This window comes from Streptomyces puniciscabiei, from assembly GCF_006715785.1.
GTDB lineage: Bacteria > Actinomycetota > Actinomycetes > Streptomycetales > Streptomycetaceae > Streptomyces > Streptomyces puniciscabiei.
This window is the reverse complement of record NZ_VFNX01000001.1, coordinates 5,922,349-5,943,387: the sequence shown is the minus strand read 5'-3', so window position 1 is coordinate 5,943,387 and position 21,039 is coordinate 5,922,349. Positions and strand designations below refer to the sequence as shown.

General features: G+C 71.5%; 17 protein-coding genes and 1 tRNA gene. 4 read left to right on the top strand and 14 right to left on the bottom strand.

Annotated elements, in window-relative coordinates:
* Positions 1-18: 18 nt before the first annotated feature.
* The 7 genes from FB563_RS27555 to pgsA form a co-directional block, all read right to left on the bottom strand.
* On the bottom strand, positions 19-771 hold the full coding sequence (locus tag FB563_RS27555) for a YebC/PmpR family DNA-binding transcriptional regulator (protein ID WP_055710112.1): 753 nt from the start codon (positions 769-771) through the stop codon (positions 19-21).
* Positions 772-831: 60 nt separating this feature from the next.
* On the bottom strand, positions 832-1,428 hold the full coding sequence (gene pdxT / locus FB563_RS27550; RefSeq protein ID WP_055710113.1) for a pyridoxal 5'-phosphate synthase glutaminase subunit PdxT: 597 nt from the start codon (positions 1,426-1,428) through the stop codon (positions 832-834).
* A 36-nt stretch (positions 1,429-1,464) separates the two neighbouring features.
* Entirely contained in the window at positions 1,465-2,370 is a 906-nt protein-coding gene (gene pdxS / locus FB563_RS27545) for a pyridoxal 5'-phosphate synthase lyase subunit PdxS (protein ID WP_055710114.1), read from the bottom strand.
* Between the two features lie 115 nt (positions 2,371-2,485).
* Positions 2,486-3,028 (bottom strand): LemA family protein, encoded by a 543-nt coding sequence (locus FB563_RS27540; protein WP_055710115.1) that lies wholly within the window; start codon positions 3,026-3,028, stop codon positions 2,486-2,488.
* A 1,109-nt stretch (positions 3,029-4,137) separates the two neighbouring features.
* Complete coding sequence (locus FB563_RS27535) at positions 4,138-5,301, bottom strand: glycosyltransferase family 4 protein (RefSeq protein WP_055708384.1); 1,164 nt, start codon at positions 5,299-5,301, stop codon at positions 4,138-4,140.
* Entirely contained in the window at positions 5,298-6,206 is a 909-nt protein-coding gene (locus FB563_RS27530) for a phosphatidylinositol mannoside acyltransferase (RefSeq protein ID WP_055708383.1), read from the bottom strand. Before FB563_RS27530 ends, FB563_RS27535 begins: the two co-directional genes overlap by 4 nt.
* Complete coding sequence (pgsA, locus tag FB563_RS27525) at positions 6,203-6,871, bottom strand: phosphatidylinositol phosphate synthase (protein WP_055708382.1); 669 nt, start codon at positions 6,869-6,871, stop codon at positions 6,203-6,205. The genes FB563_RS27530 and pgsA overlap by 4 nt, the downstream gene beginning before the upstream one ends.
* A 297-nt stretch (positions 6,872-7,168) precedes the next feature.
* Between pgsA and FB563_RS27520 the strand changes: the two genes are divergently transcribed.
* Positions 7,169-9,370, top strand: a complete 2,202-nt coding sequence (locus FB563_RS27520; protein ID WP_055708381.1) for an elongation factor G-like protein EF-G2 — start codon at positions 7,169-7,171, stop codon at positions 9,368-9,370.
* A 212-nt stretch (positions 9,371-9,582) separates the two neighbouring features.
* Positions 9,583-11,229 (top strand): hypothetical protein, encoded by a 1,647-nt coding sequence (locus FB563_RS27515; RefSeq protein ID WP_055708380.1) that lies wholly within the window; start codon positions 9,583-9,585, stop codon positions 11,227-11,229.
* A gap of 141 nt (positions 11,230-11,370) precedes the next feature.
* Here the strand turns inward: FB563_RS27515 and FB563_RS27510 are convergent, their stop codons facing one another.
* Positions 11,371-11,931, bottom strand: coding sequence for an HIT family protein (locus tag FB563_RS27510; RefSeq protein ID WP_055708379.1), 561 nt, complete (start codon positions 11,929-11,931; stop codon positions 11,371-11,373).
* A gap of 67 nt (positions 11,932-11,998) precedes the next feature.
* Between FB563_RS27510 and FB563_RS27505 the strand changes: the two genes are divergently transcribed.
* A complete protein-coding gene (locus tag FB563_RS27505; RefSeq protein WP_055708378.1) occupies positions 11,999-12,655 on the top strand; it encodes a potassium channel family protein in 657 nt (218 codons plus the stop codon).
* Positions 12,656-12,691: 36 nt separating this feature from the next.
* Here the strand turns inward: FB563_RS27505 and thrS are convergent, their stop codons facing one another.
* The 3 genes from thrS to FB563_RS27490 form a co-directional block, all read right to left on the bottom strand.
* Positions 12,692-14,668, bottom strand: coding sequence for a threonine--tRNA ligase (thrS, locus tag FB563_RS27500; RefSeq protein WP_055708377.1), 1,977 nt, complete (start codon positions 14,666-14,668; stop codon positions 12,692-12,694).
* A 122-nt stretch (positions 14,669-14,790) separates the two neighbouring features.
* Positions 14,791-16,023 carry a hypothetical protein gene (locus FB563_RS27495; protein WP_055708376.1) on the bottom strand — a complete coding sequence of 411 codons (1,233 nt, stop codon included), beginning with the start codon at positions 16,021-16,023 and terminating at the stop codon, positions 14,791-14,793.
* Entirely contained in the window at positions 16,020-16,586 is a 567-nt protein-coding gene (locus tag FB563_RS27490; protein ID WP_055708375.1) for a DUF4365 domain-containing protein, read from the bottom strand. Before FB563_RS27490 ends, FB563_RS27495 begins: the two co-directional genes overlap by 4 nt.
* 168 nt (positions 16,587-16,754) lie before the next feature.
* Here FB563_RS27490 and FB563_RS27485 point away from each other — a divergent pair, with 168 nt between their 5' ends.
* Positions 16,755-17,480 carry a 3'-5' exonuclease gene (locus FB563_RS27485; RefSeq protein WP_055708374.1) on the top strand — a complete coding sequence of 242 codons (726 nt, stop codon included), beginning with the start codon at positions 16,755-16,757 and terminating at the stop codon, positions 17,478-17,480.
* Positions 17,481-17,533: 53 nt separating this feature from the next.
* Here FB563_RS27485 and FB563_RS27480 read toward each other — a convergent pair.
* The 3 genes from FB563_RS27480 to FB563_RS27470 form a co-directional block, all read right to left on the bottom strand.
* Positions 17,534-17,605: transfer RNA gene (locus tag FB563_RS27480), tRNA-Val, on the bottom strand.
* A gap of 39 nt (positions 17,606-17,644) precedes the next feature.
* On the bottom strand, positions 17,645-18,091 hold the full coding sequence (locus FB563_RS27475) for an SRPBCC family protein (RefSeq protein ID WP_055708373.1): 447 nt from the start codon (positions 18,089-18,091) through the stop codon (positions 17,645-17,647).
* 117 nt (positions 18,092-18,208) lie between these two features.
* Positions 18,209-20,953 carry an exo-rhamnogalacturonan lyase family protein gene (locus tag FB563_RS27470; RefSeq protein WP_055708372.1) on the bottom strand — a complete coding sequence of 915 codons (2,745 nt, stop codon included), beginning with the start codon at positions 20,951-20,953 and terminating at the stop codon, positions 18,209-18,211.
* Positions 20,954-21,039 lie beyond the last annotated feature (86 nt).

Sequence of the window (21,039 nt, the reverse complement as noted above, 5' to 3'; positions counted from 1 at the left end):
CGCTGAACCCGCGGAGCGTTACGCGTCGACCTTCTCCATGATCTCGTCGCTCACGTCGAAGTTGGCGAACACGTTCTGCACGTCGTCGCTGTCCTCGAGCGCGTCGATCAGCTTGAAGATCTTCTTGGCGCCCTCCTCGTCCAGCTCGACCTGCATGGTCGGGACGAAGTTGGCCTCGGCGGACTCGTAGTCGATGCCGGCCTCCTGGAGGGCGGTGCGGACCGCCACCAGGTCGGTCGCCTCGCTGATGACCTCGAAGTTCTCGCCGAGGTCGTTGACTTCCTCGGCACCGGCGTCCAGGACGGCGCCGAGGACGTCGTCCTCGGTCAGCTCACCCTTGGGGACGATGACGACGCCCTTGCGGTTGAACAGGTACGACACCGAGCCCGGGTCGGCCATCGAGCCGCCGTTGCGGGTCATGGCGACGCGGACGTCGGAGGCGGCGCGGTTGCGGTTGTCGGTGAGGCACTCGATGAGCACCGCGACGCCGTTCGGGCCGTAGCCCTCGTACATGATCGTCTCGTAGTCGGCGCCGCCGGCCTCCAGGCCCGCGCCGCGCTTGACCGCGGAGTCGATGTTCTTGTTCGGGACCGACTGCTTCTTCGCCTTCTGGATGGCGTCGTACAGCGTCGGGTTGCCGTCCGGGTCGGCACCGCCCATGCGGGCCGCGACCTCGATGTTCTTGATCAGCTTCGCGAAGAGCTTGCCGCGCTTGGCATCGATCACGGCCTTCTTGTGCTTCGTCGTGGCCCATTTAGAGTGGCCGGACATCTGCCTGTCTCCTTCGCGTAACCAATCTCTGTACGAACGTCAGAGATCCTACAAGGACTCTCACGCTCGGTTGGCGCGCACCATGTCGACGAACAGGGAGTGCACGCGGTGGTCGCCGGTCAGTTCCGGGTGGAACGACGTGGCGAGCGCGTTGCCCTGACGGACGGCGACGATGTGACCGTCGTGCTCGGCGAGCACCTCGGCCCCGGCGCCGACGGACTCCACCCAGGGGGCGCGGATGAAGACGCCCTCCACAGGATCGCCCGGGACGCCCTTGACGTCGACCGCGGCCTCGAACGACTCGTTCTGCCGGCCGAAGGCGTTGCGGCGCACGATCATGTCGATGCCGCCGATGGTCTCCTGGCCCGAGCGCGGGTCGAGGATCTTGTCGGCGAGCATGATCATGCCCGCGCAGGTGCCGTAGACGGGCATTCCGTCGGCCACGCGCGCGCGAAGGGGCTCCATCACGCCGAAGAGGATGGCCAGCTTGGAGATGGTGGTGGACTCGCCGCCGGGCAGGACGAGACCGTCGACCTCGGCGAGTTCCTCGGGGCGCCGCACCGGCCTGGCCACGGCGTCGGCCGCGGCCAGGGCGATGAGGTGCTCCCGTACGTCGCCCTGGAGGGCCAGGACGCCTATGACGGGTGCGTCAGTCATCTGTTCGTGCAGTCCTCTGGGGTCTACCGGGGTGGATCACCAGCCGCGGTTCGCGTAGCGCTCGGTCTCGGGAAGGGTGTCGCAGTTGATGCCGACCATGGCCTCGCCGAGGTTGCGCGACGCGTCCGCGATGATCTTCGGGTCGTCGTAGAAGGTGGTGGCCTTCACGATGGCGGCGGCGCGCTTGGCCGGGTCGCCGGACTTGAAGATGCCCGAGCCGACGAACACGCCCTCGGCGCCGAGCTGGCGCATCAGGGCCGCGTCGGCCGGGGTGGCGACGCCGCCGGCGGAGAAGAGGACCACCGGGAGCTTGCCCAGCTCGGCGACCTCCTTGACCAGCTCGTACGGGGCGCGCAGCTCCTTGGCGGCGGCGTACAGCTCGTGGTTGTCGAAGCCGCGCAGCTTGGCGATCTCGTTCTTGATCTGGCGCAGGTGGCGGACCGCCTCGACCACGTTGCCCGTGCCGGCCTCGCCCTTGGAGCGGATCATCGCGGCGCCCTCGGCGATGCGGCGCAGGGCCTCGCCCAGGTTGGTGGCACCACACACGAACGGGGTGGTGAAGGCCCACTTGTCGGAGTGGTTGACCTCGTCGGCCGGGGTGAGGACCTCGGACTCGTCGATGTAGTCGACGCCGAGGGACTGCAGCACCTGGGCCTCGACGAAGTGGCCGATGCGGGACTTGGCCATGACCGGGATCGAGACGGCGTTGATGATGCCCTCGATCATGTCCGGGTCGGACATACGGGCGACACCGCCGTCCTTGCGGATGTCGGCCGGGACCCGCTCCAGGGCCATGACGGCGACGGCGCCCGCGTCCTCGGCGATCTTCGCCTGCTCCGGCGTGACGACGTCCATGATCACGCCGCCCTTGAGCTGCTCGGCCATGCCACGCTTCACGCGCGCGGTGCCGATCTCGGGAGCCTGGTTCTCGATGGTGGACACGGGTGACCTCACTGATGGGAAAGAGGGTTTGCTGCACCGACGAGGAAACGTCAGTGGAGCAGGCCACAGCAAGGGCCAATGGCAAGCCGGTGGATCCTTTTCGCCGACCCGGGCCTCAGGAGACCCGCTCGACCAGGGCGGCCGGCGGCTCGTCGTCCATCTCGAAGGCCAGCGGGAACGGGGCGTGGCCGGCCAGCCGGAACCAGCGGACCTTGCGGTGTTCGCGGAGCCTGCGGGCGGCTCCCACGGCGTCGTTGTGGAAGCGGCGGGCCATCGGGACCCTGCGGACGGCCTCGGCCAGCTCACGGGCCGCTTCGTCGCCCCCAGGGGCCTCGCGTACGGCCTCCACCTGGCCCGGGTCCTCGAAGACCGCGCGCAGCGCCTGGCTCAGCTCGCTCTCGGCGACCTCCCGCTGCTCCTCCTCCGCCTGCCGGGCGGCGTGCGCGGCCTCGTACAGCACGATCGAGGCGGCCGGGTCCAGCACGCCCGAGGTGGCCAGTTCCTGCGCGACGGAGGCCCGGCGCAGCAGCTGCGCGTCGAGCGCGGCGCGCGCGGCGTCCATCCGCACGTGCAGCCGGTCCAGCCGCCCGGCCGTCCAGCTCAGGTACACGCCGATCGCGACGAGCGCGACAAGGATCCAGATGAGGGTTGCGGTCACGCCGGAAGGCTATCGGCTGCCGGAACCCGCCCCTCCTGGCGATCCCACACCGGCTACGGCCGCCGTCGGCCGGGTCGACGCGGCCTGGCCTCGGACGCCACGCTGCGGGTGGTTCGGGCCGATCGCGGGTCTGCACCTGCGGTGCGCCGAAGGGCCACGAGCCGAGACCGGGGCCGCGCCGGGCCGCCCGTGGTCGAGGCTGCCCCGCGTTCGGGGGGACGCGGGCCCGTGGAGGGACCGGCACTCGGACCCGTGCGGAGCATCTGCGCCGCCCTGGTTCTCGCAGGCAAAGGCACAGGCGGCGGTCGGCCGACATGGAGCGCGCGGGGCCCCGGTCGCACACAACCGCCGCCCCGGACCGACCGGACCCGCGCCGACGGCCCGAGTCCCGCACCCGTCCGTACCGTGCCCACAACCCAAGCCACGGACCGCCAACCCCGCGCCCACAGCCCCAGCCACGCGCCGGACCGACCCGCGCCGCAGCCTCAGTCCCGGGCCCGCCTGAACCGCGCCGCAGCCTCAGTCCCGGCCCTGCCCGACCCACGCCCACAGCCCAGGCCTCCAACCGCGCCCACATCCTCGGTCCCGAACGAGGCCACCCCACGCCCACAGCCCAAGCCCCGGACCCGCCCGAACCACGCCCCCGGCCTCGGTCCCGAACCGGCCCGACCCCACGCCCACAGCCCCAGCCACGCGCCGCACCGACCCGCGCCACAGCCTCAGTCCCGCGCCGGCCGGACCGCACGGCGCCTCAGTCCCGAGCCAGCTCGAACCGCGCCACAGCCTCAGTCCCGGCCCTACGCAGCCCACGCCCGCGGCCCAAGCCCCCAACCACGCCCGCGGCCTCGGTTCCGTACCCGCCTGACCGCGCCCCAGCCCAAGCCACGGAGCCGCCCGACCCCACGCCCACAGCCCAAGCTGCGGACCGTCCGCGGCCCCGGTCCCGAACCGGCCCGACCCTGCGCCCACAACCCAAGCCACGGACCGCCAACCCCACGCCCACAGCCCCAGCCACGCGCCGCACCGACCCGCGCCACAGCCTCAGGCCCGAGCCGACCCGACCCGCGCCGCAGCCTCAGGCCCGGGCCGACCCGGCACGCGCCGCGGGGTCAGTCCCGGGCGAGGCCGAAGCGGGCACGCAGGCCCGTCGTTCGTTCGTCCGCCGCGACCGCCGCCGCGCCGGTCGTCACGGTCTCGTAGACGGACAGGATGTCGGCGCCGACCGTCGACCAGTCGAACCGCCGGACATGGGCGCTGCCGCGTTCGCGCAGTTCGGTGCGGCGGGCCGGGTCCGCCAGAAGCCGTACGGCGGCCGTGGCGAGGGCATCGGCGTTCTCGTTGGCGAAGACCTCGCCCGCCTCGCCCTGGTCGAGGACCTGCACGAAGGCGTCGAGGTCGGAGGCGAGCACGGGCGCGCCCGCGGACATCGCCTCGACCAGGATGATGCCGAAGCTCTCGCCGCCGGTGTTGGGCGCGACGTACAGGTCGACGCTGCGCAGCAGGCGTGCCTTGTCCTCGTCGCTGATCATGCCGAGGAACTCGACGCGTGAGCGCAGCTCCTTCGGCAGGTCCTCGACGGCCGCCTCCTCGTCGCCCCGGCCGGCGACCAGAAGACGGGTCTGCGGGCGGGCGTCCAGGATCTTCGGCAGGGCCTCCATCAGGACCGGCAGGCCCTTGCGGGGCTCGTCGATGCGGCCGATGAACCCGATGGTGTCGCCCTGCCACTGGGGCTTCGGCTCGGCCTTGGCGAAGAAGTCCACGTCGACGCCGTTGGGGATGACCACCGCGTCCCCGCCGAGGTGTTCGACCAGCGTCCGGCGGGCGTACTCGCTGACCGCGATCCGGGCGCTGATCTTCTCCAGGGCCGCCTGCAGGATGGCGTACGCGGCGATCATCGCGCGCGAGCGGGGGTTGGAGGTGTGGAAGGTGGCCACGATCGGGCCGGAGGCCGCCCAGCAGGTCAGCAGGCCCAGCGAGGGCGAGGTCGGCTCGTGGATGTGGACCACGTCGAAGGCGCCCTCGTGCAGCCAGCGCCGCACCCGCGCGGCCGACAGGAAGCCGAAGTTCAGGCGGGCCACCGAGCCGTTGTAGGGCACCGGGACGGCGCGGCCGGCCGAGACGACGTACGGCGGCAGCGGGGTGTCGTCGTCGGCCGGGGCGAGCACGGAGACGTCGTGGCCGAGCCGGAGGAAGTACTCGGCGAGGTCGCGGATGTGGAACTGGACGCCGCCGGGCACGTCCCAGGAGTACGGGCAGACGATCCCGATTCTCACGAGGGTCCCTTCGCGGGGTCGAGGTCGGCGAGCCACAGCCGCTGCAGCATGTGCCAGTCCTCCGGATGGTCGGCGATCCCGGTGGCGAAGGCGTCGGCCAGCGCCTGTGTCATGACAGACGTCTTCTCCGCCCGGGTACCTGACTCGGGTACCTCGACCGGGGGATGCACACGGCCCTGCATGACGGGCGAGTCGTCGTACCAGAGCGTGACCGGGAGCAGCAGCGCGCCGGTCTGCTGGGCGAGCAGGGCCGGGCCCGCGGGCATCCGGGTCTTCTCGCCGAAGAAGTCGACCTCGACGCCGGAGGCGGACAGGTCCCGGTCGGCGACCAGGCAGACCAGGCCGCCGTCGCGCAGCCTGCGGGCCAGGGTGCCGAAGGCGGAGCCGCCGCTGTGCGGCAGGACCTCCATGCCGAGGCCCTCGCGGTAGGCGACGAAACGGTCGTACAGCGTCTCGGGCTTCAGGCGCTCGGCGACCGTCGTGAACGGCGTCTGGAGCTTGGTGGTGACCCAGGCGCCGGCCAGGTCGTAGTTGGCCATGTGCGGCAGCGCGAGGATCACACCCCCGCCGGCGGCCAGCCCGTCGGTCAGGAAATGTATGTCCTTGGGGTCGAAGCCCGACTTCACGCGCTCGCGGCTCCAGGCGGGCAGCCGGAAGGACTCCATCCAGTAGCGCAGGTACGACCGCATGCCCGCGCGGGACAGCTCGCGCAGCCGCTCCGGGCCGGCGTCGGGCAGCACGCGCGCGTAGTTGGATTCCAGGCGCTGTACGCCCTTGCCCCGCTGCTTCCAGGCGAGGTCGGCGATGGACTGGCCGAGACGGACCGCGACGGGTTCCGGGAGCTTCTTGACGGTGCTCCAGCCGAGCCCGTACAGCGCGTCGGTGAGCCGTTCGCCGGCGCTCATTTCGCGGCCTCACTGGGGCTCTGCCGGGCCGCTTCGGCCTCGGCCTCGGCGGACTCGCGGCGGACGGTGACGACGCGCTGGACCAGCGTGACGAGGCTGCCGACGGCCACGATCCACAGGGCGATCGGCAGCAGCCACTGGATGCCGGGCACACCGAACTTGTGCAGGCCCGCGAAACCGGCCGCGACCAGCGAGATCACCAGCCGTTCGGCGCGTTCGACCAGGCCGTTGACGGCGACCGGCAGCCCGATCGACTCGCCGCGCGCCTTGGTGTACGACACCACCTGGCCGCTGGCCAGGCAGAAGATCGAGACGGCGCACAGCGCGTTGTTGTTTCCGTTGCCGGCGTACCAGAGCGCGAAGCCGCCGAAGATGGCGCCGTCGGCGACCCGGTCGAGGGTGGAGTCCAGGAAGGCGCCCCAGCGGCTGGAGCGGCCCAGCTGGCGGGCCATGTTGCCGTCGACCAGGTCGGAGAAGACGAACAGGGTGATCACGACCGTGCCCCAGAAGAACTCGCCCCGGGGGTAGAAGACCAGCGCGCCCGCGACCACACCGGCCGTGCCGATGAGCGTGACCGTGTCGGGGCTCACGCCCCGGCGGATGAGAAACGCGGCGAACGGTGTGAGGACACGCGTGAAGAATGCACGCGCGTACTTGTTCAGCATGGCCTTCCCGACGGTCGGTGTCGCCGCGGCCCCTGGTGGCCTCCGGCTGGCCCATCGTAGCCACGCGCGTGTGCGCGTGGCGGGCGGGCACCCGCGGCCCATGGCGTGAACCGGCGCGCGCCGCCGTGCACGGGGCGCGCGGCGGCGCGATCGGCGGCCGCGGCTGTCGTTCGTATGGACGCAGCGTGACGGGAGTGGAAAGCTCGAATAACCGCGGGCGTCGCCGGAGCCGCCAGTGCACGCGGGTCCCGCGTGTCCGCGCCCACAGTGACCTCACCGTGCACGGGAGGCAGGATCATGGGCGACAAGACTCAGACGCACCACCCCGGGGCCGCCGGCAGGGCTCTGGAGGCCGACCAGCCCGCATCCGTACGGAACGTGGTGCTGGTCGGCCACTCCGGTTCGGGCAAGACGACTCTGGTGGAGGCCCTCGCGCTGGCCGCGGGGGCGGTGAACCGGGCGGGCCGGAAGGAGGACGGCGGCACCGTCTCGGACTACGACGAGATCGAGCACCGGCAGCAGCGCTCCGTACAGCTGTCCCTGGTGCCGGTCGAATGGGACGGCATCAAGATCAACCTGCTCGACACCCCCGGATACGCCGACTTCGTCGGGGAGCTCAGGGCCGGTCTGCGCGCCGCGGACGCGGCCCTCTTCGTCGTCTCGGCCTCGGACGGCGTGGACGGCTCCACCCGGATGGTGTGGGAGGAGTGCGCGGCCGTCGGCATGCCCCGCGCGATCGTGATCACGCACCTGGAGGCCGCGCGCGCGGACTTCGAGGAGATGACCCGGATCTGCGCGGAGGCCTTCGGCGGCGACGACCCCGACGCGGTGCTGCCGCTGTATCTGCCGCTGCGCGGTCCCGAGGGTCCCGACGGGCACGCGCCCGTGACCGGGCTGATCGGGCTGCTCTCGCAGAAGCTGTTCGACTACTCGACCGGGGAGCGCAAGGAGTCCGAGCCCGGCGAGGACCAGCTGCCGGACATCGAGGAGGCCCGTAACCGGCTCATCGAGGGGATCATCGCCGAGAGCGAGGACGAGACCCTCATGGACCGCTATCTCGGCGGTGAGCAGGTCGACGTCAAGACGCTGATCCAGGACCTGGAGCGGGCCGTCGCCCGCGGCTCGTTCTTCCCCGTCCTGGCGGCCGCCCCAGCCGCCGAGGGCGCCAAACAGGGGCTCGGCACGGTCGAGTTGCTGGAGCTGGTCACGGGCGGGTTCCCGACCCCGTTCGAGCACCCGCTGCCCGAGGTCACCACCATCGACGGCAAGCCGCGCGAGCTGAAGCCGTGCGACACCGGCGGCCCGCTGGTCGCCGAGGTCGTCAAGACCTCCTCCGACCCCTACGTCGGCCGCGTCTCCCTGGTGCGCGTCTTCTCCGGCACCCTGCGCCCCGACCAGACGGTGCACGTCTCCGGGCACGGGCTCGCCGACCGCGGCCACGAGGACCACGACGTCGACGAGAAGGTCGGCGCCCTGTCCATGCCGTTCGGCAAGCAGCAGCGCCCGGTGACGCACGCCGTCGCCGGCGACCTGGTGTGCGTGGCCAAGCTCGGCCGGGCCGAGACCGGGGACACGCTCTCCGCGAAGGACGACCCGCTGCTGATGGAGCCCTGGCGGATGCCGGACCCGCTGCTGCCGCTCGCCATCCAGGCGCACAGCAAGGCCGACGAGGACAAGCTCTCGCAGGGCCTCGCCCGGCTGGTGGCCGAGGATCCGACCATGCGTCTGGAGCAGAACCAGGACACCCACCAGGTGGTCCTGTGGTGCCTGGGCGAGGCGCACGCGGACGTCGCCCTGGAGCGGCTGCGCAGCCGCTACGGCGTGCAGGTCGACGTCGTCCCGCACAAGGTCTCCCTGCGGGAGACGTTCGCGAACAGGGCCACCGGGCGCGGGCGGCATGTGAAGCAGTCCGGCGGGCACGGGCAGTACGCCATCTGCGAGATCGAGGTGGAGCCGCTGCCCGGCGGCTCGGGCATCGAGTTCGTGGACAAGGTGGTCGGCGGCGCCGTACCGCGGCAGTTCATCCCGTCCGTGGAGAAGGGCGTACGGGCACAGGCCGCCAAGGGCGTCGCCGCGGGATACCCGCTGGTGGACGTGCGGGTCACGCTGCTGGACGGCAAGGCGCACTCGGTGGACTCCTCCGACGCCGCCTTCCAGACCGCGGGCGCGCTCGCGCTGCGCGAGGCGGCGGCGGGCGCTCGGATCCATCTGCTGGAGCCGGTGGCCGAGGTGTCCGTGCTGGTCGGCGACGACTATGTGGGCGCCGTCATGAGCGACCTGTCCAGCCGGCGCGGCCGGGTGCTCGGCACCGAACAGGTGGGTTCCGGGCGGACCGTGATCAAGGCGGAGGTGCCCGAGTTCGAGATCGGCAGGTACGCCGTCGACCTGCGCTCGCTGTCGCACGGCACGGCACGGTTCGACCGCTCCTACGCCCGGCACGAGCCGATGCCGCCGCAGATCGCCGAGCGGATCCGCGAACAGGCGGGTGAGAACGGATAGTTCGGCACCCGCGAGCCGGGTGCGCGGGCGGGCGGCTTCGGCCGTCCGCCCGCCGGTTGTCGGTGGCGGCGGATACGCTGATCACCTGATCGCGTCGTGCCGCAGTCGTCCGGTTGTGACGGGTAATCGGCGCGTCGGCCTGTTCAACAGGTGTGCGGAGCGAGGAAGTCGGGAAGGCCGCAGGAGCGACACCGGCGGCGATGGGGGCGGGAATGTCGTTGGGAACGGAGTGGGACGGGCCACAGGTACCCGTCTCGGGCGACGCGAGTCAGGCGGCGACCGCCGCGCTGGCCTCCGCGGCGTACCGGGACAGCCCGCTGGAGGAGATCAAGAAGGCCGACAACGAGTGGCACCAGTCGACCCTCAAGCCCGGCAGGATCGCACTGCTGCGGCCCAATCTCGGTGAGGCGTTCTCGCGGGCCGTGGTCGCCCGGATGCTCGCTCCCGACCGCAAGCCGCTCATCCAGTCCTTCGGCTCCGAGCCGCAGTTCGTCGTCGAGCACTGCCTCGCGGCCAACAACATCCGCCGGGAACGCGACAACCGCCTGACCGCGGTGACGGTCCTGTGCGGGGTGCTCTTCCTGCCCGGGCTGATCGCCTGGCTGCTCGTCTTCCAGCTGCGCACGTTCGTCGCCAGGAGCGAGGACAGGCGCGCGGGTGCACTCGGCACCGCCCTGCTGCTGGGTGTCGGTCTGCTCGCCGCTCTGTTCCTGATCAAGATGCCGTTCAGCGGATTCTGGGCGTGGTACTCACGGGGGTGCGTCGTGCTCCCCGTGCTCGGCTGGTTCTGGGCCAAGCAGATCTGCGAGCGCACGGCCAAGGACCTGCGGGCCCGCTGGGGCGGCCTGCTGTCGGGCACCAGCGTCGGCGCCAAGGTGCCCGAGGCCGTGCCGCGGGGTCCCGGCCAGACCGCGGCCGAGGAGCTGCGCCAGTCGCTGGCCCGGCTGAGCGCCGAGCAGCAGTCCAACTCGGTCTTCTACGCCGGCCCCAAGGGCATACTCGGCATGGGCACCCGCTGGGGTTCCTGGCAGCTCGCCGAGGATCTGGTGCCCGCCGACCCGACCCGGGAGATCCACCCCTTCCGCAGCTGGGACGTCGTACGCGCGATCCACGACCAGCTCGCCCTGCTGGAGCGCGGCCCGCTGAACACCGGCGGTTTCCCCAAGCCGTCCATCAAGCACTGGATCGTCACGCCGATCGGCGAGAAGGCCACGGAGGTGGCCCGGCCCGGGGGCACCGACGTCGAGGCCTTCCAGGTCAAACCGCACGCGATACAGGAGATCTGCAACAAGCAGCAGTTCGGCAGCGGCGACCGGCACTACCTGGGCGTGCAGTGGACGCTGTGGGACGGCCAGCTGGTCCTCACCATGCTGATCACGGTGACGGTGCTGCACGAGACGCTGCGCATCGAGGTCACCGGGCACGCGCTGGGACCGGTGAACCCGCTGTTCACGTCCAAGCCCGAGCCGCCGAGCAAGGAGGTCGCCAAGTCGCTCAAGCCGTGGGAGACCAGGAAGATCATGCTGCCGCTGGTCACCACGGACGAGGTGGTCCGGCTCGCGACACGGGCCCCGCTGAGCTGGTACCCGCCGCTGCTCAACTGGCTCGGCGGCTCGCTGGTCCTGCCGGAGCCGTTCGGTCTGCGGCACGCCTGGGCGGACCAGCCCTGGCGGCACCGCTTCATGGCCGACGACGCGCTGCGCGCGGCCACGCCGGTGCTGCGGGTGGTGCACTCGGCGGCGATCAGGGTGCTGGAGGAGAACGGCGTGGACACGGAGAAGTTCGGCACGCGGTCGGCGTTCCTCAGCACGCAGGTGCAGGATCCGCTGCCGAAGAAGGCGGACCTCTACGACGCGTAGGCCTCCGGCGGTCCGGCCGCTGCGGGTGCCTGGTGGGTGCCGTCCCTGGGGGCTGCCGCCCCCCAGACCCCTGCTTCGGCCGTGGACGGCCTCGTCCTGGACCGCCGGACGGGCTGCTCGATGCCGGCCGGCAACAAGGGATCACGCCCTGGGCCAGGCCTCCGCCAGCATCTTCCGCGTGTCCGCCAGCAGCTGCGGCAGCACCTTCGTGTGGCCGACCACCGGCATGAAGTTCGTGTCGCCGCCCCAGCGCGGGACGATGTGCTGGTGCAGGTGGGCGGCGATGCCGGCACCCGCGACGGTGCCCTGGTTCATGCCGATGTTGAAGCCGTGCGCGCCGGACGCGGTGCGCAGGGCCGTCATCGCCTGCTTGGTCAGCTCGGCGAGCTCCGCGGTCTCCGGACCGGTCAGGTCCGTGTAGTCGGCGACATGGCGGTAGGGGACCGTCATCAGATGACCGCCGTTGTACGGGTAGAGGTTGAGGACGGCGTACACGTGCTCACCACGCCGGACGATCAGTCCGTCCTCGTCGGACTTGGCCGGGATCACGCAGAAGGGACAGCCGTCGTCGGCCCCCGGACCGGTCGGCTTGTTCTCGCCCTGGATGTAGGCCATCCGGTGGGGCGTCCACAGGCGCTGGAACGCGTCCTGCGTCCCCACTCCGATCTGCTGCTCCGGCTCACTCGTCATGCTAGGCAGCATATGGCTTCGCCCGTTCGCGGCGTGTCGCCGGGGCGGTGGGAGGAAGGTCACCGGCCAAGCTTGGCCGGTGGACGACGACAGCCGTTCGGTGCGCTGGACGCAGCGCACCGAGATCCCGCTCTTCGTGGCGTCGCTGGTCTTCCTGACGGCGTATGCCACGCATGTCCTGGCCACGGGCATGCCCCCCTTCTGGCATGTCGTGTGTCTGTCCGTGATGCTGGGCCTCTGGCTGGTGTTCGCGGCGGACTACGCGGTGCGCTGGCGGCTCAGCGGGCAGGGTCTGCGGTTCGTCACCACACATCTGCTGCACACAGTGGTGGTCCTCCTGCCGCTGCTGCGTCCCCTGCGGATCGTCCCGCTCTACGACGCCGTCCAGCGGAAGGCCGGGCAGCCCCGGCTCTCGCTGCACGCGCGCGTGATCTCCTACGCCGGGCTGTCCACCGTACTGCTCGGCTTCTCCGGTGCCCTCGCCGTCTACCAGGCGGAACGCGGGGCGCCCGGCGCCACCATGCACACCTTCGGGGACGCCGTGTGGTGGGCCGCGTCGACCCTCACCACGGTCGGCTACGGGGACATCACCCCGGTCACCGCGATGGGCCGGGTGATCGCGACCGGCATGATGATCGGCGGCCTCGCCCTGCTGGGCGCGGTGACGGGCTCGTTCTCGTCCTGGCTGATGCAGACCTTCTCGCGCGAGGGCGACGAGAAGCCCCCGGGACGTTGAACCCCCGGGGGCCTTCGTACGCGAGCGGGCGCCGGATCAGACCTGGGCCCGCTCCTCGACGACCTGCGCGATCTTCGCGATGGCCTCGTCGAACGGGATGCCGTTCTCCTGGGAGCCGTCGCGGTAGCGGAAGGACACCGAGCCGTTCGACATGTCCTCGTCGCCCGCGATGACCATGAAGGGCACCTTCTGCTTCTGGGCGTTGCGGATCTTCTTCTGCATGCGGTCCGAGGAGGAGTCCACCTCGACGCGCAGGCCCTTCTTCCGGGCCGCCGCGGCGAACTTCTCCAGGTACTCCACGTGTGCGTCGCCGATCGGGATGCCGAGCGCCTGGACCGGGGCGAGCCACGCCGGGAAGGCGCCCGCGTAGTGCTCCAGGAGGACCGCGAAGAACCGCTCGATGGAGCCGAAGAGCGCGCGGTGGATCATGACCGGGCGCTGCTTGGAGCCGTCGGGGCCGGTGTACTCCAGGTTGAACCGCTCGGGCAGGTTGAAGTCGAGCTGGATGGTCGACATCTGCCAGGTCCGGCCGATGGCGTCCTTGGCCTGGACGGAGATCTTCGGGCCGTAGAAGGCGGCGCCGCCCGGGTCGGGCACGAGGGGCAGGCCCTGCTTCTCGGCGACCTGGCGCAGGGTCTCGGTCGCCTCCTCCCAGACCTCGTCGGAGCCGACGAACTTCTCCGGGTCCTTGGTGGACAGCTCCAGGTAGAAGTCGGTCAGGCCGTAGTCGCGCAGCAGGCCGAGGACGAAGGTGAGCGTCTTGTCCAGCTCCTCGGACATCTGCTCACGGGTGCAGTAGATGTGCGCGTCGTCCTGGGTGAAGCCCCGGGCGCGGGTCAGGCCGTGCACGACGCCCGACTTCTCGTACCGGTACACGGTCCCGAACTCGAAGAGGCGCAGCGGCAGTTCGCGGTAGGAGCGGCCGCGCGCGTCGAAGATCAGGTTGTGCATCGGGCAGTTCATGGGCTTGAGGTAGTAGTCCACGCCCTCGTCGAGCTGCATGGGCGGGTACATGCCCTCGGCGTACCAGTCCAGGTGCCCGGACGTCTCGAAGAGCTTCCCCTTCGTCGCGTGCGGGGTGTAGACGAACTCGTAGCCCTCTTCCTCGTGGCGGCGCCGCGAGTAGTCCTCCATGACCCGGCGGACGATGCCGCCCTTGGGGTGGAAGACGGCGAGGCCGGAGCCGATCTGCTCCGGGATGGAGAAGAGGTCCAGCTCGGTGCCGAGCTTGCGGTGGTCGCGCTTCTCGGCCTCGGCGAGGAAGTCCAGGTGCGCCTTCAGCTCGTCCTTGGACGGCCAGGCGGTGCCGTAGATGCGCTGGAGCATCGGGTTCTTCTCGCTGCCGCGCCAGTAGGCGGCCGCGTTGCGCATCAGCTTGAACGCCGGGATGAGGCGGGTCGAGGGCAGGTGCGGACCGCGGCAGAGGTCCTTCCAGCACAGCTCGCCGGTCTTGGCGTCCAGGTTGTCGTAGATCGTCAGCTCGCCGGCGCCGACCTCGACGTCCGCGCCGTCGTCGTGCGACGCCGAGCCCTTGAGGCCGATCAGCTCCAGCTTGTACGGCTCGTCCGCCAGCTCCTCGCGGGCCGCCTCGTCGGTGACGACACGGCGGGAGAAGCGCTGCCCGCGCTTCTGGATCTCCTGCATCTTCTTCTCGATGGCCTTGAGATCCTCGGGCGTGAACGGCTTCTCCACGTCGAAGTCGTAGTAGAAGCCGTCCTTGACGGGCGGGCCGATGCCCAGCTTGGCCTCGGGGAACAGCTCCTGCACGGCCTGCGCCATGACGTGCGCGGTGGAGTGGCGCAGGATGTTCAGGCCGTCCTCGGACGAGATCTCGACGCCCTCGACCTCGTCACCGTCGGACAGCTCGTACGCGAGGTCCTTCAGCTCGCCGCCCACGCGCGCGGCGATGATCGAGCGCTCGCCCGCGAAGAGGTCGGCGGCCGTAGTGCCCGTCGTCACCACGCGTTCTTCCCGCTCGGAATCGCGTTGGATGATCACACGGACGTCTGACACCGGTCTCTCCTGACTGAAGATGGGGTGCGGCGCCGTACCAGGAGCGCGCGCACAGGCGATCGTACCGACCCGACGGCGCCGACCGCGAAACGGTCACCCTCAGTCCCCGCTCCCCTACTGCCTCAGTCCTCGTCCCCGTACGCCTCCCCGCACGCCTCCTCGAAGAAGTCGAGGTTCTCCTGCAGGGACTTCATCAGCCGGTCCCGCTCGCCCTCGTCCACCTGCACGGGTACGACGCCGGAGGCGCCGGTGAGCCGGCGGAAGCCGCCGCGCCGCTCCAGCCTGCCGTGTACCCGCACCGGGAGGCCGACGAGGTGGGCGTGGCCGGCGATGCGGTAGTCCTCCTCGTCCAGGGTGACGCGGACGTGCGGGACGTCGGCGCCGGACAGGACGCGCAGCCGCACGGTGCCCTCGCCGCCGGGTCCGGAGCGGCGCATGCGGATCACGGCGCCGGTGACGCGGACCGGAACGGAGGGTTCGTCGCGCAGGTAGCGGGCGGCGGCCTCGCGCAGCGCGGGCAGGTCGCCGGGTGAGAACTCGACGGGTTCGGCGGAGGGAGCGCAGCCCTCGGGCACGCCGGAGCCGGGTGCCCAGGCGACGGCGATCCTGGCCCCTTCGGTGCCTCGCACGAGCGCGGCCAGCGCCTCGGTCAGCTCGCGGCTGACCCCCGCCTCCACCGCGCCGTCGAAGGCGTCCATGCCTCCGGTGGCCCGCCGGTAGTCGACGGCCTCGCGGGCGGCGTACAGGGCCTGGTGGAGGCGGACGGCGAGGGGGCGGCCGGTGGGCACGGGCACGAAGGCGGTGAGGTGGCGGCCGTCGGCGGCGGGGCCGACGAGGACGTCCTGCAGGAGGGCGGCGGCGGAGCGGCGGTGGCGGGCGCCGTAGTACCCGGCACGCGCGCGTGTGGCGAGCGCGGCGGCGAGCAGCATCTGCCGGGCGGCGCCGCGCAGTTGCCCGTCGGCCGCCCAGGGCGCGGCGCCGACGGGCCCGCTCGGGGTGTCGCGCCACCAGCGGATCTCGTCGCTGGGCACGGCGAGGGAGATCAGCACCTCGCGGGCGGCGGGCGTCCCGCTGCGGGCGAGGGCGTCCAGGGCCTCGCCGAGCAGGTCGTCGCTGTCCGGGAAGGCCCGGCTCTCCGGCACCAGCAGGCTGGTCCCGCCGCCGCCCGGCCCCGGCGGGGTCCAGCGGCCGTAGCGCCCGGGGGCTCCGCCGCGCCGCTGCCAGCCGTGCCGGTGCAGCAGGGCGCCGAGCACGGCGGGGTCGACCTCGGCGGGGTCCGGGGGCCGGTTCCAGGGGAGGTCGTCGGGGTGCGGCCGGACCTGGCGCGGCAGCTCCTCGTACGGACGGCTCCTCATGGCCTGCCTCCCGTCCCGACCCGCGTCATGATCTCGCAGAGCGCCCGGTCGTCGAAGATGCGCGTGGTCGGGATCCGCACGGTGGTCCGGTGCCGGCCGGTGATCGGGTGGCCGGCCAGGTTGACCCAGTAGCAGCAGTGCCTGAGGTCGAGCCGGTCGTGGCTGGCGCGCAGCCAGTCGTCCTGCGAGCGCGGGACGAGCATGACGACCAGGATCTTGTGCACCGAGACGGGTGTGCGGGCGAGCTTGCGCAGATGGTCGTTGTCGAGGGTGAAGGAGAAGGTGCGGCCCGGAGGGTTCGGCGCGACCTGGTACGTGGCCTTCAGCTGCACCTTGATGGTCACCTCGTCGTCGACGGTGTGTCCGGGCGCGCTGTGGCTGACGTGCCAGTCGATGCCGTTGTCCGGGAAGGGCTGGGACAGCGAGCAGCCGGCCGCGGCGGCGACCGCGTGCAGATAGCCGACCTGCAGTGTCTCCATGCAGGCCGTGGTGGCGAGCGTGCCGCGGAGGGGGCCCGTGCGATCGGGCAGCAGCCCGCCCCGCTCGGGCTGCGCAATGGCCATGACCAACAGCCTTCCAAACCAAGTGTTTCCCCGCTGAGGGCCGCTGAACTGCAAAGACCCGTACTCCTGTTGTCTCCTCCCGGCGTACGCCGCAAACAGCCCGGGTATCACCAAACGGGCAGAAGACGGAACGTCACCTGCCCTGGGTGAACGAGGAGTTGGGTTGGGATGACGTACTGGTACGAGGGGCCGCTGGCCGCCTTCGACACGGAGACGACGGGCGTGGACGTCGAGACCGACCGGATCGTGTCGGCCGCCGTCGTCGTCCAGGACGCGCCGGGGACCCGGCCGCGGGTCACCCGCTGGCTGGTGAACCCGGGGGTGCCGGTGCCCGCGGAGGCCACGGCGGTGCACGGGCTGACCGAGGAGCACCTGCAGCACAACGGCCGATGGCCGGCGCCGGTGATGTACGAGATAGCCGAGCAGCTGGCGGAGCACGCGGCGATGGGCCGCCCGCTGGTGGTGATGAACGCGCCCTTCGATCTCACCCTGCTGGACCGGGAGTTGCGCCGGCACCGGGCGTCGTCGCTGGACCGCTGGTTCGAGTCGACGCCGCTCAGGGTGCTGGACCCGCGCGTGCTGGACAAACACCTGGACCGCTACCGCAAGGGCCGCCGCACCCTGACCGACCTGTGCGAGCACTACGGCGTGACGCTGCAGGGCGCTCATGACGCCGCGGCCGACGCACTGGCCGCGCTGGACGTCGTACGGGCCCTGGGCCGGCGTTTCGCGACCCGCCTCGAGCGCCTGTCCCCCGCCGAGCTGCACACGCTCCAGACGGGCTGGCACGCGGCGCAGGCCCGCGGGCTGCAGGCCTGGTTCGCGCGCAGCGGCTCGGACGAGATCGTCAGCACGGACTGGCCGCTCAGGCCGGAGCTGCCGGCGGCGGCGTGAGCCCGCCGAGCACGCAGAAGGCCGGTCCGCTGCTGCGGACCGGCCTCTCCCGGTGGGCGATACTGGGTTCGAACCAGTGACCTCTTCGGTGTGAACGAAGCGCTCTCCCACTGAGCTAATCGCCCGGGAACGCAGTGAACAATACAGGTCCCGGCGGGGTTCCTTCAAACCGCTTCCAGCCTGCGCAGCAGTCCGCGCCGCCCGGACCGCATCATCAGGCGGTGGTTGGCGCGGAAGACCGGGCGGCCGGGTACGGCGAACCGACGGAGCAGCGGCTTGTGCACGTGGACCTCCTGGTCGTAGCGGGCGAGGGTCCCGGTGCCCTCGGCGGTGACCGTCCAGCGCGCCCAGCCCTCCATGTCACCGGACAGGGTGACCTCCAGCACACCGGCGTCGGGGTCGCGGCGGAGCTGCCGTGCGGTGAAGGTCATGGCGTAGGGCAGGAGGGAGCGAACGGTGATCACACCCGTGTCCGCGTCCAGCCGCGTCACCGAGCGGACCTGCGGCCACCAGCCCGGATAGTCCTCGGGCCGCTCCAGCACCGCGTACACCGCGGCGGGCGGCGCCGGCAGGGACCACAGGCTGCGGAAACGGTAGTGGGTCCAGTCCATGGGCAGAGTCTGCCCCGGACGGGTGCACACATCTGAGTACGCGTACTCATGCGCCGCGCCGGGCGCCGGACCACACTCGGTGGGTGAGCGCCGCCGCCCGTGCGACGGCGCTCCCCTTCACCGCCGGCCCGGCATCCTGTCGCCGAGCAGCGCCAGGTTCTCGATGGCGGCGAGCCCGTAGAGCGCGGTGTCGTTGCTGGACACCCAGCTCGCCTCGCTGCCCTCGACCAGGGTGGCCGGTCCGGTCAGCTGTTCCGTCCTCCACGGCGAGGACTCGGTGTAGCCGTCCGAGCCGTAGAACTTGGTCCAGGCGCGCTTGGCGAGGGTCGCGTCACCGGTCTGTACGGCGGCGTAGGCGTCGAGGCGCGAGTGGCCCTGGAACAGCAGCAGCGTGCCGAAGTCGGAGCCGTAACGGGCCTTCTGCTCGGCCTTGGTGGCGTTGAAATAGCGGCAGTAGTCCAGGTAGGCCGACTTGAACGCGGGCATGTCGACCAGGTGGATCAGCTCGGCGGCAAGCTCGTTGAGGCCGAAGACCGCCGAGAGGTGGGAGACGGAGACCACCGGCTGGCCGGCGACCGCGAACTTCCCGGTGTCGAGGTCGTACAGCCCGCTGCCCTGGACGAAGCCGTTGGGCTGGGCGGCGATGCCCTCCATGGTGGACAGCACCCGCGCCCTGGCCTTCTCCCACTTGGGGCCCTTGCGCTCCCACTCGGTCAGCCAGGCCGACACCAGGCCGCTCCAGTCCGTGCCGAAGCCGATCGACAGGGCGTGCCGGTCGGGGGTGTAGGGGCCGGTGCGGACCTTGCGCTGGGGGTCGAGGACGAGGAAGGTCTCGTCGGAGTCGACGTTGGCGTGCATGAGGTCGCCCACGCGTTCGTCGGCGGTGAGGAAGTAGTAGAAGCGGCGGTAGGTGGTGTTGGCGATGCGCTGCTGTTTGGCGCTGTCGCCGAAGTGCTGCACACCGTGCCGGGTGCCGAGGCCCGCCCACTTGCCGAGGTGGTAGACGTCGACCTCGCCGGTGTGCCGGGTGAGCGCCTCGGCGAAGCGGAACAGGTCGCTGCGGCCGCTTCTCAGGTACGCGTACCAGAGCCACAGGTCCGGCGAGAGCTCGGAGTTGTCCCAGGCGTAGCCGCCGACGTCGTACCTCCACTGGTGGCGCACGGTGTCGTAGGTGTGCATGAAGTCGCCGTAGTCCCAGAAGCCGTACCAACGGCGTTGCTCCACCTGGTCCTTGTAGTAGGTGAAGAGGAAGTCGAGGTGGTCCTCGATCTTCGCCTTCGCCGGGGTGGAGCGGTCCGGCTCGGAGAACAGGCCGGGGCCGAAGACCTTGGCCTTGATGAGCTGCTTGGGGGGCGCGGCAAGCTGCGGCAGCACCCGTACCGCCTGGAGCTGCCCGGCCAGGGCGTCGGCGTCGGGTGTGGAGTCGTTGGCCCAGAAGAGGAGTTCGGAGGTCCGGGCGATGCCGTAGGGGGTGCCGAACTCGGGCTCGTAGTCCTCGTAGGTGATGTTGAGGCCTTCGAGCTGCTGGGCGTAGGTGTCCTGGCCCATGCCGTCGTGGTAGAAGCGCAGGTCCATCGGCTGGGCCTCGGGCGACCAGAGCCAGAGGGTGACGGTGGCCTCGCCGGTGTGGGCGTCGCGGATGTCCAGCTGGGCGGGGAACTTCTCCCAGAAGTCGCGCAGCCCGAAGGAGAGTCCGCCGCTCGCGCCGCCGACGTAGCCGAAGCCGGAGGCTCGCCTGCCGCCGCCGGCGGCGATCCAGCCGTAGCCCTTCTTGGTGCGCTTGCGGACGGTGAAGCCGTCGGCGGAGAGCTGGGAGAGGGTGTAGTCGCCCCAGTGCGGGATGTACTGCAGGCGGGTGGTGACCCGCTGGTCCCAGGTGGCGGGGTCGGGCAGCTTCCTGCCCTCGTACTGGGCCGACTGCACGGCGGCGCCCGGGTCGCGGCGCAGTCCGGTGATGCCCTGGACGGCCTCGCGCAGCAGCCCGGTGCCCTCGCCGCCGAGGCGGATGTGCCGGTCGTACGCCGCGTCGCGCATCGGCACGGTGAAGCGGACGCCGAGGCCGCGGACGAAGTCGCCGCTCGCCCTGCCGGGCTCCTGGGTGCCGTCGTAGGTGATGGTGTGCACCATGCGGAAGGAGTCGGCGCCCGCGTAGAAGTACAGGCGGAGCGAGAACGGCAGCCAACCGCGGTCGCCCTTGCGGTGTTTGCCGTCGATGCGGACGACCGCGCGGACCGGGCCGTCCTGTTCGACGGTCACCTCGTCGACGGCGCCGTCGAACCGCTCGGTCCTCACGGTGCCCTGGTCCTCGTCCTCGATCTCGGGCTGCCGGACGAGGACGAGCCGGCCGTTCTTCGCGATCTCGGTCGAGCCGCGGGTGACGGACTTGATCAGGGTGGCGCCGCTCTTGCCGATCCTCGCGGTGATGACGCCGGTGGAGACGTCGACGGTGCCGCCGGTCCTGTCGACCGTGACCTTCTGGCCGGGTGCGGCGGGCGTCCCGGCGGTGAGGGTCAGCTTCCCGCTGCCGGAACTCACCGCGTGGGCCGTCCACTTGAGGGAACCGTCGGGCCAGTAGGCGAGCGGCCAGCTCTGTACGGGTACGTCCTTGCCGCCGGCGTCGGTGAGCGCGAAGGTCTGGTCCTCCTGGTAGGCGCCCAGGGGCCAGGGCACGCCGACGGTGGAGCCGGGCGCCGCGCCGAGACCGCCGTCCTCCAGCCAGTCCAGGGTGACGGGGTCGGCACCGTCGGCCGCGGCGGCGGGCGCGGCCTGCGCGTCCTGTGCCCCGAGCGCCCAGCTGAACCGGGTGGCGGCGCCGACCGCGGCGGCCGCCTTGAGCAGGGATCTGCGCGGGATGGGAGACATGCCTTTCCTTCCGTACGGGGATGGGTGGCTGGTCAGGGGCATGACAGAGAAACGCGCGGCGCCCAGGGCACCGGCCTCGGGAGCCG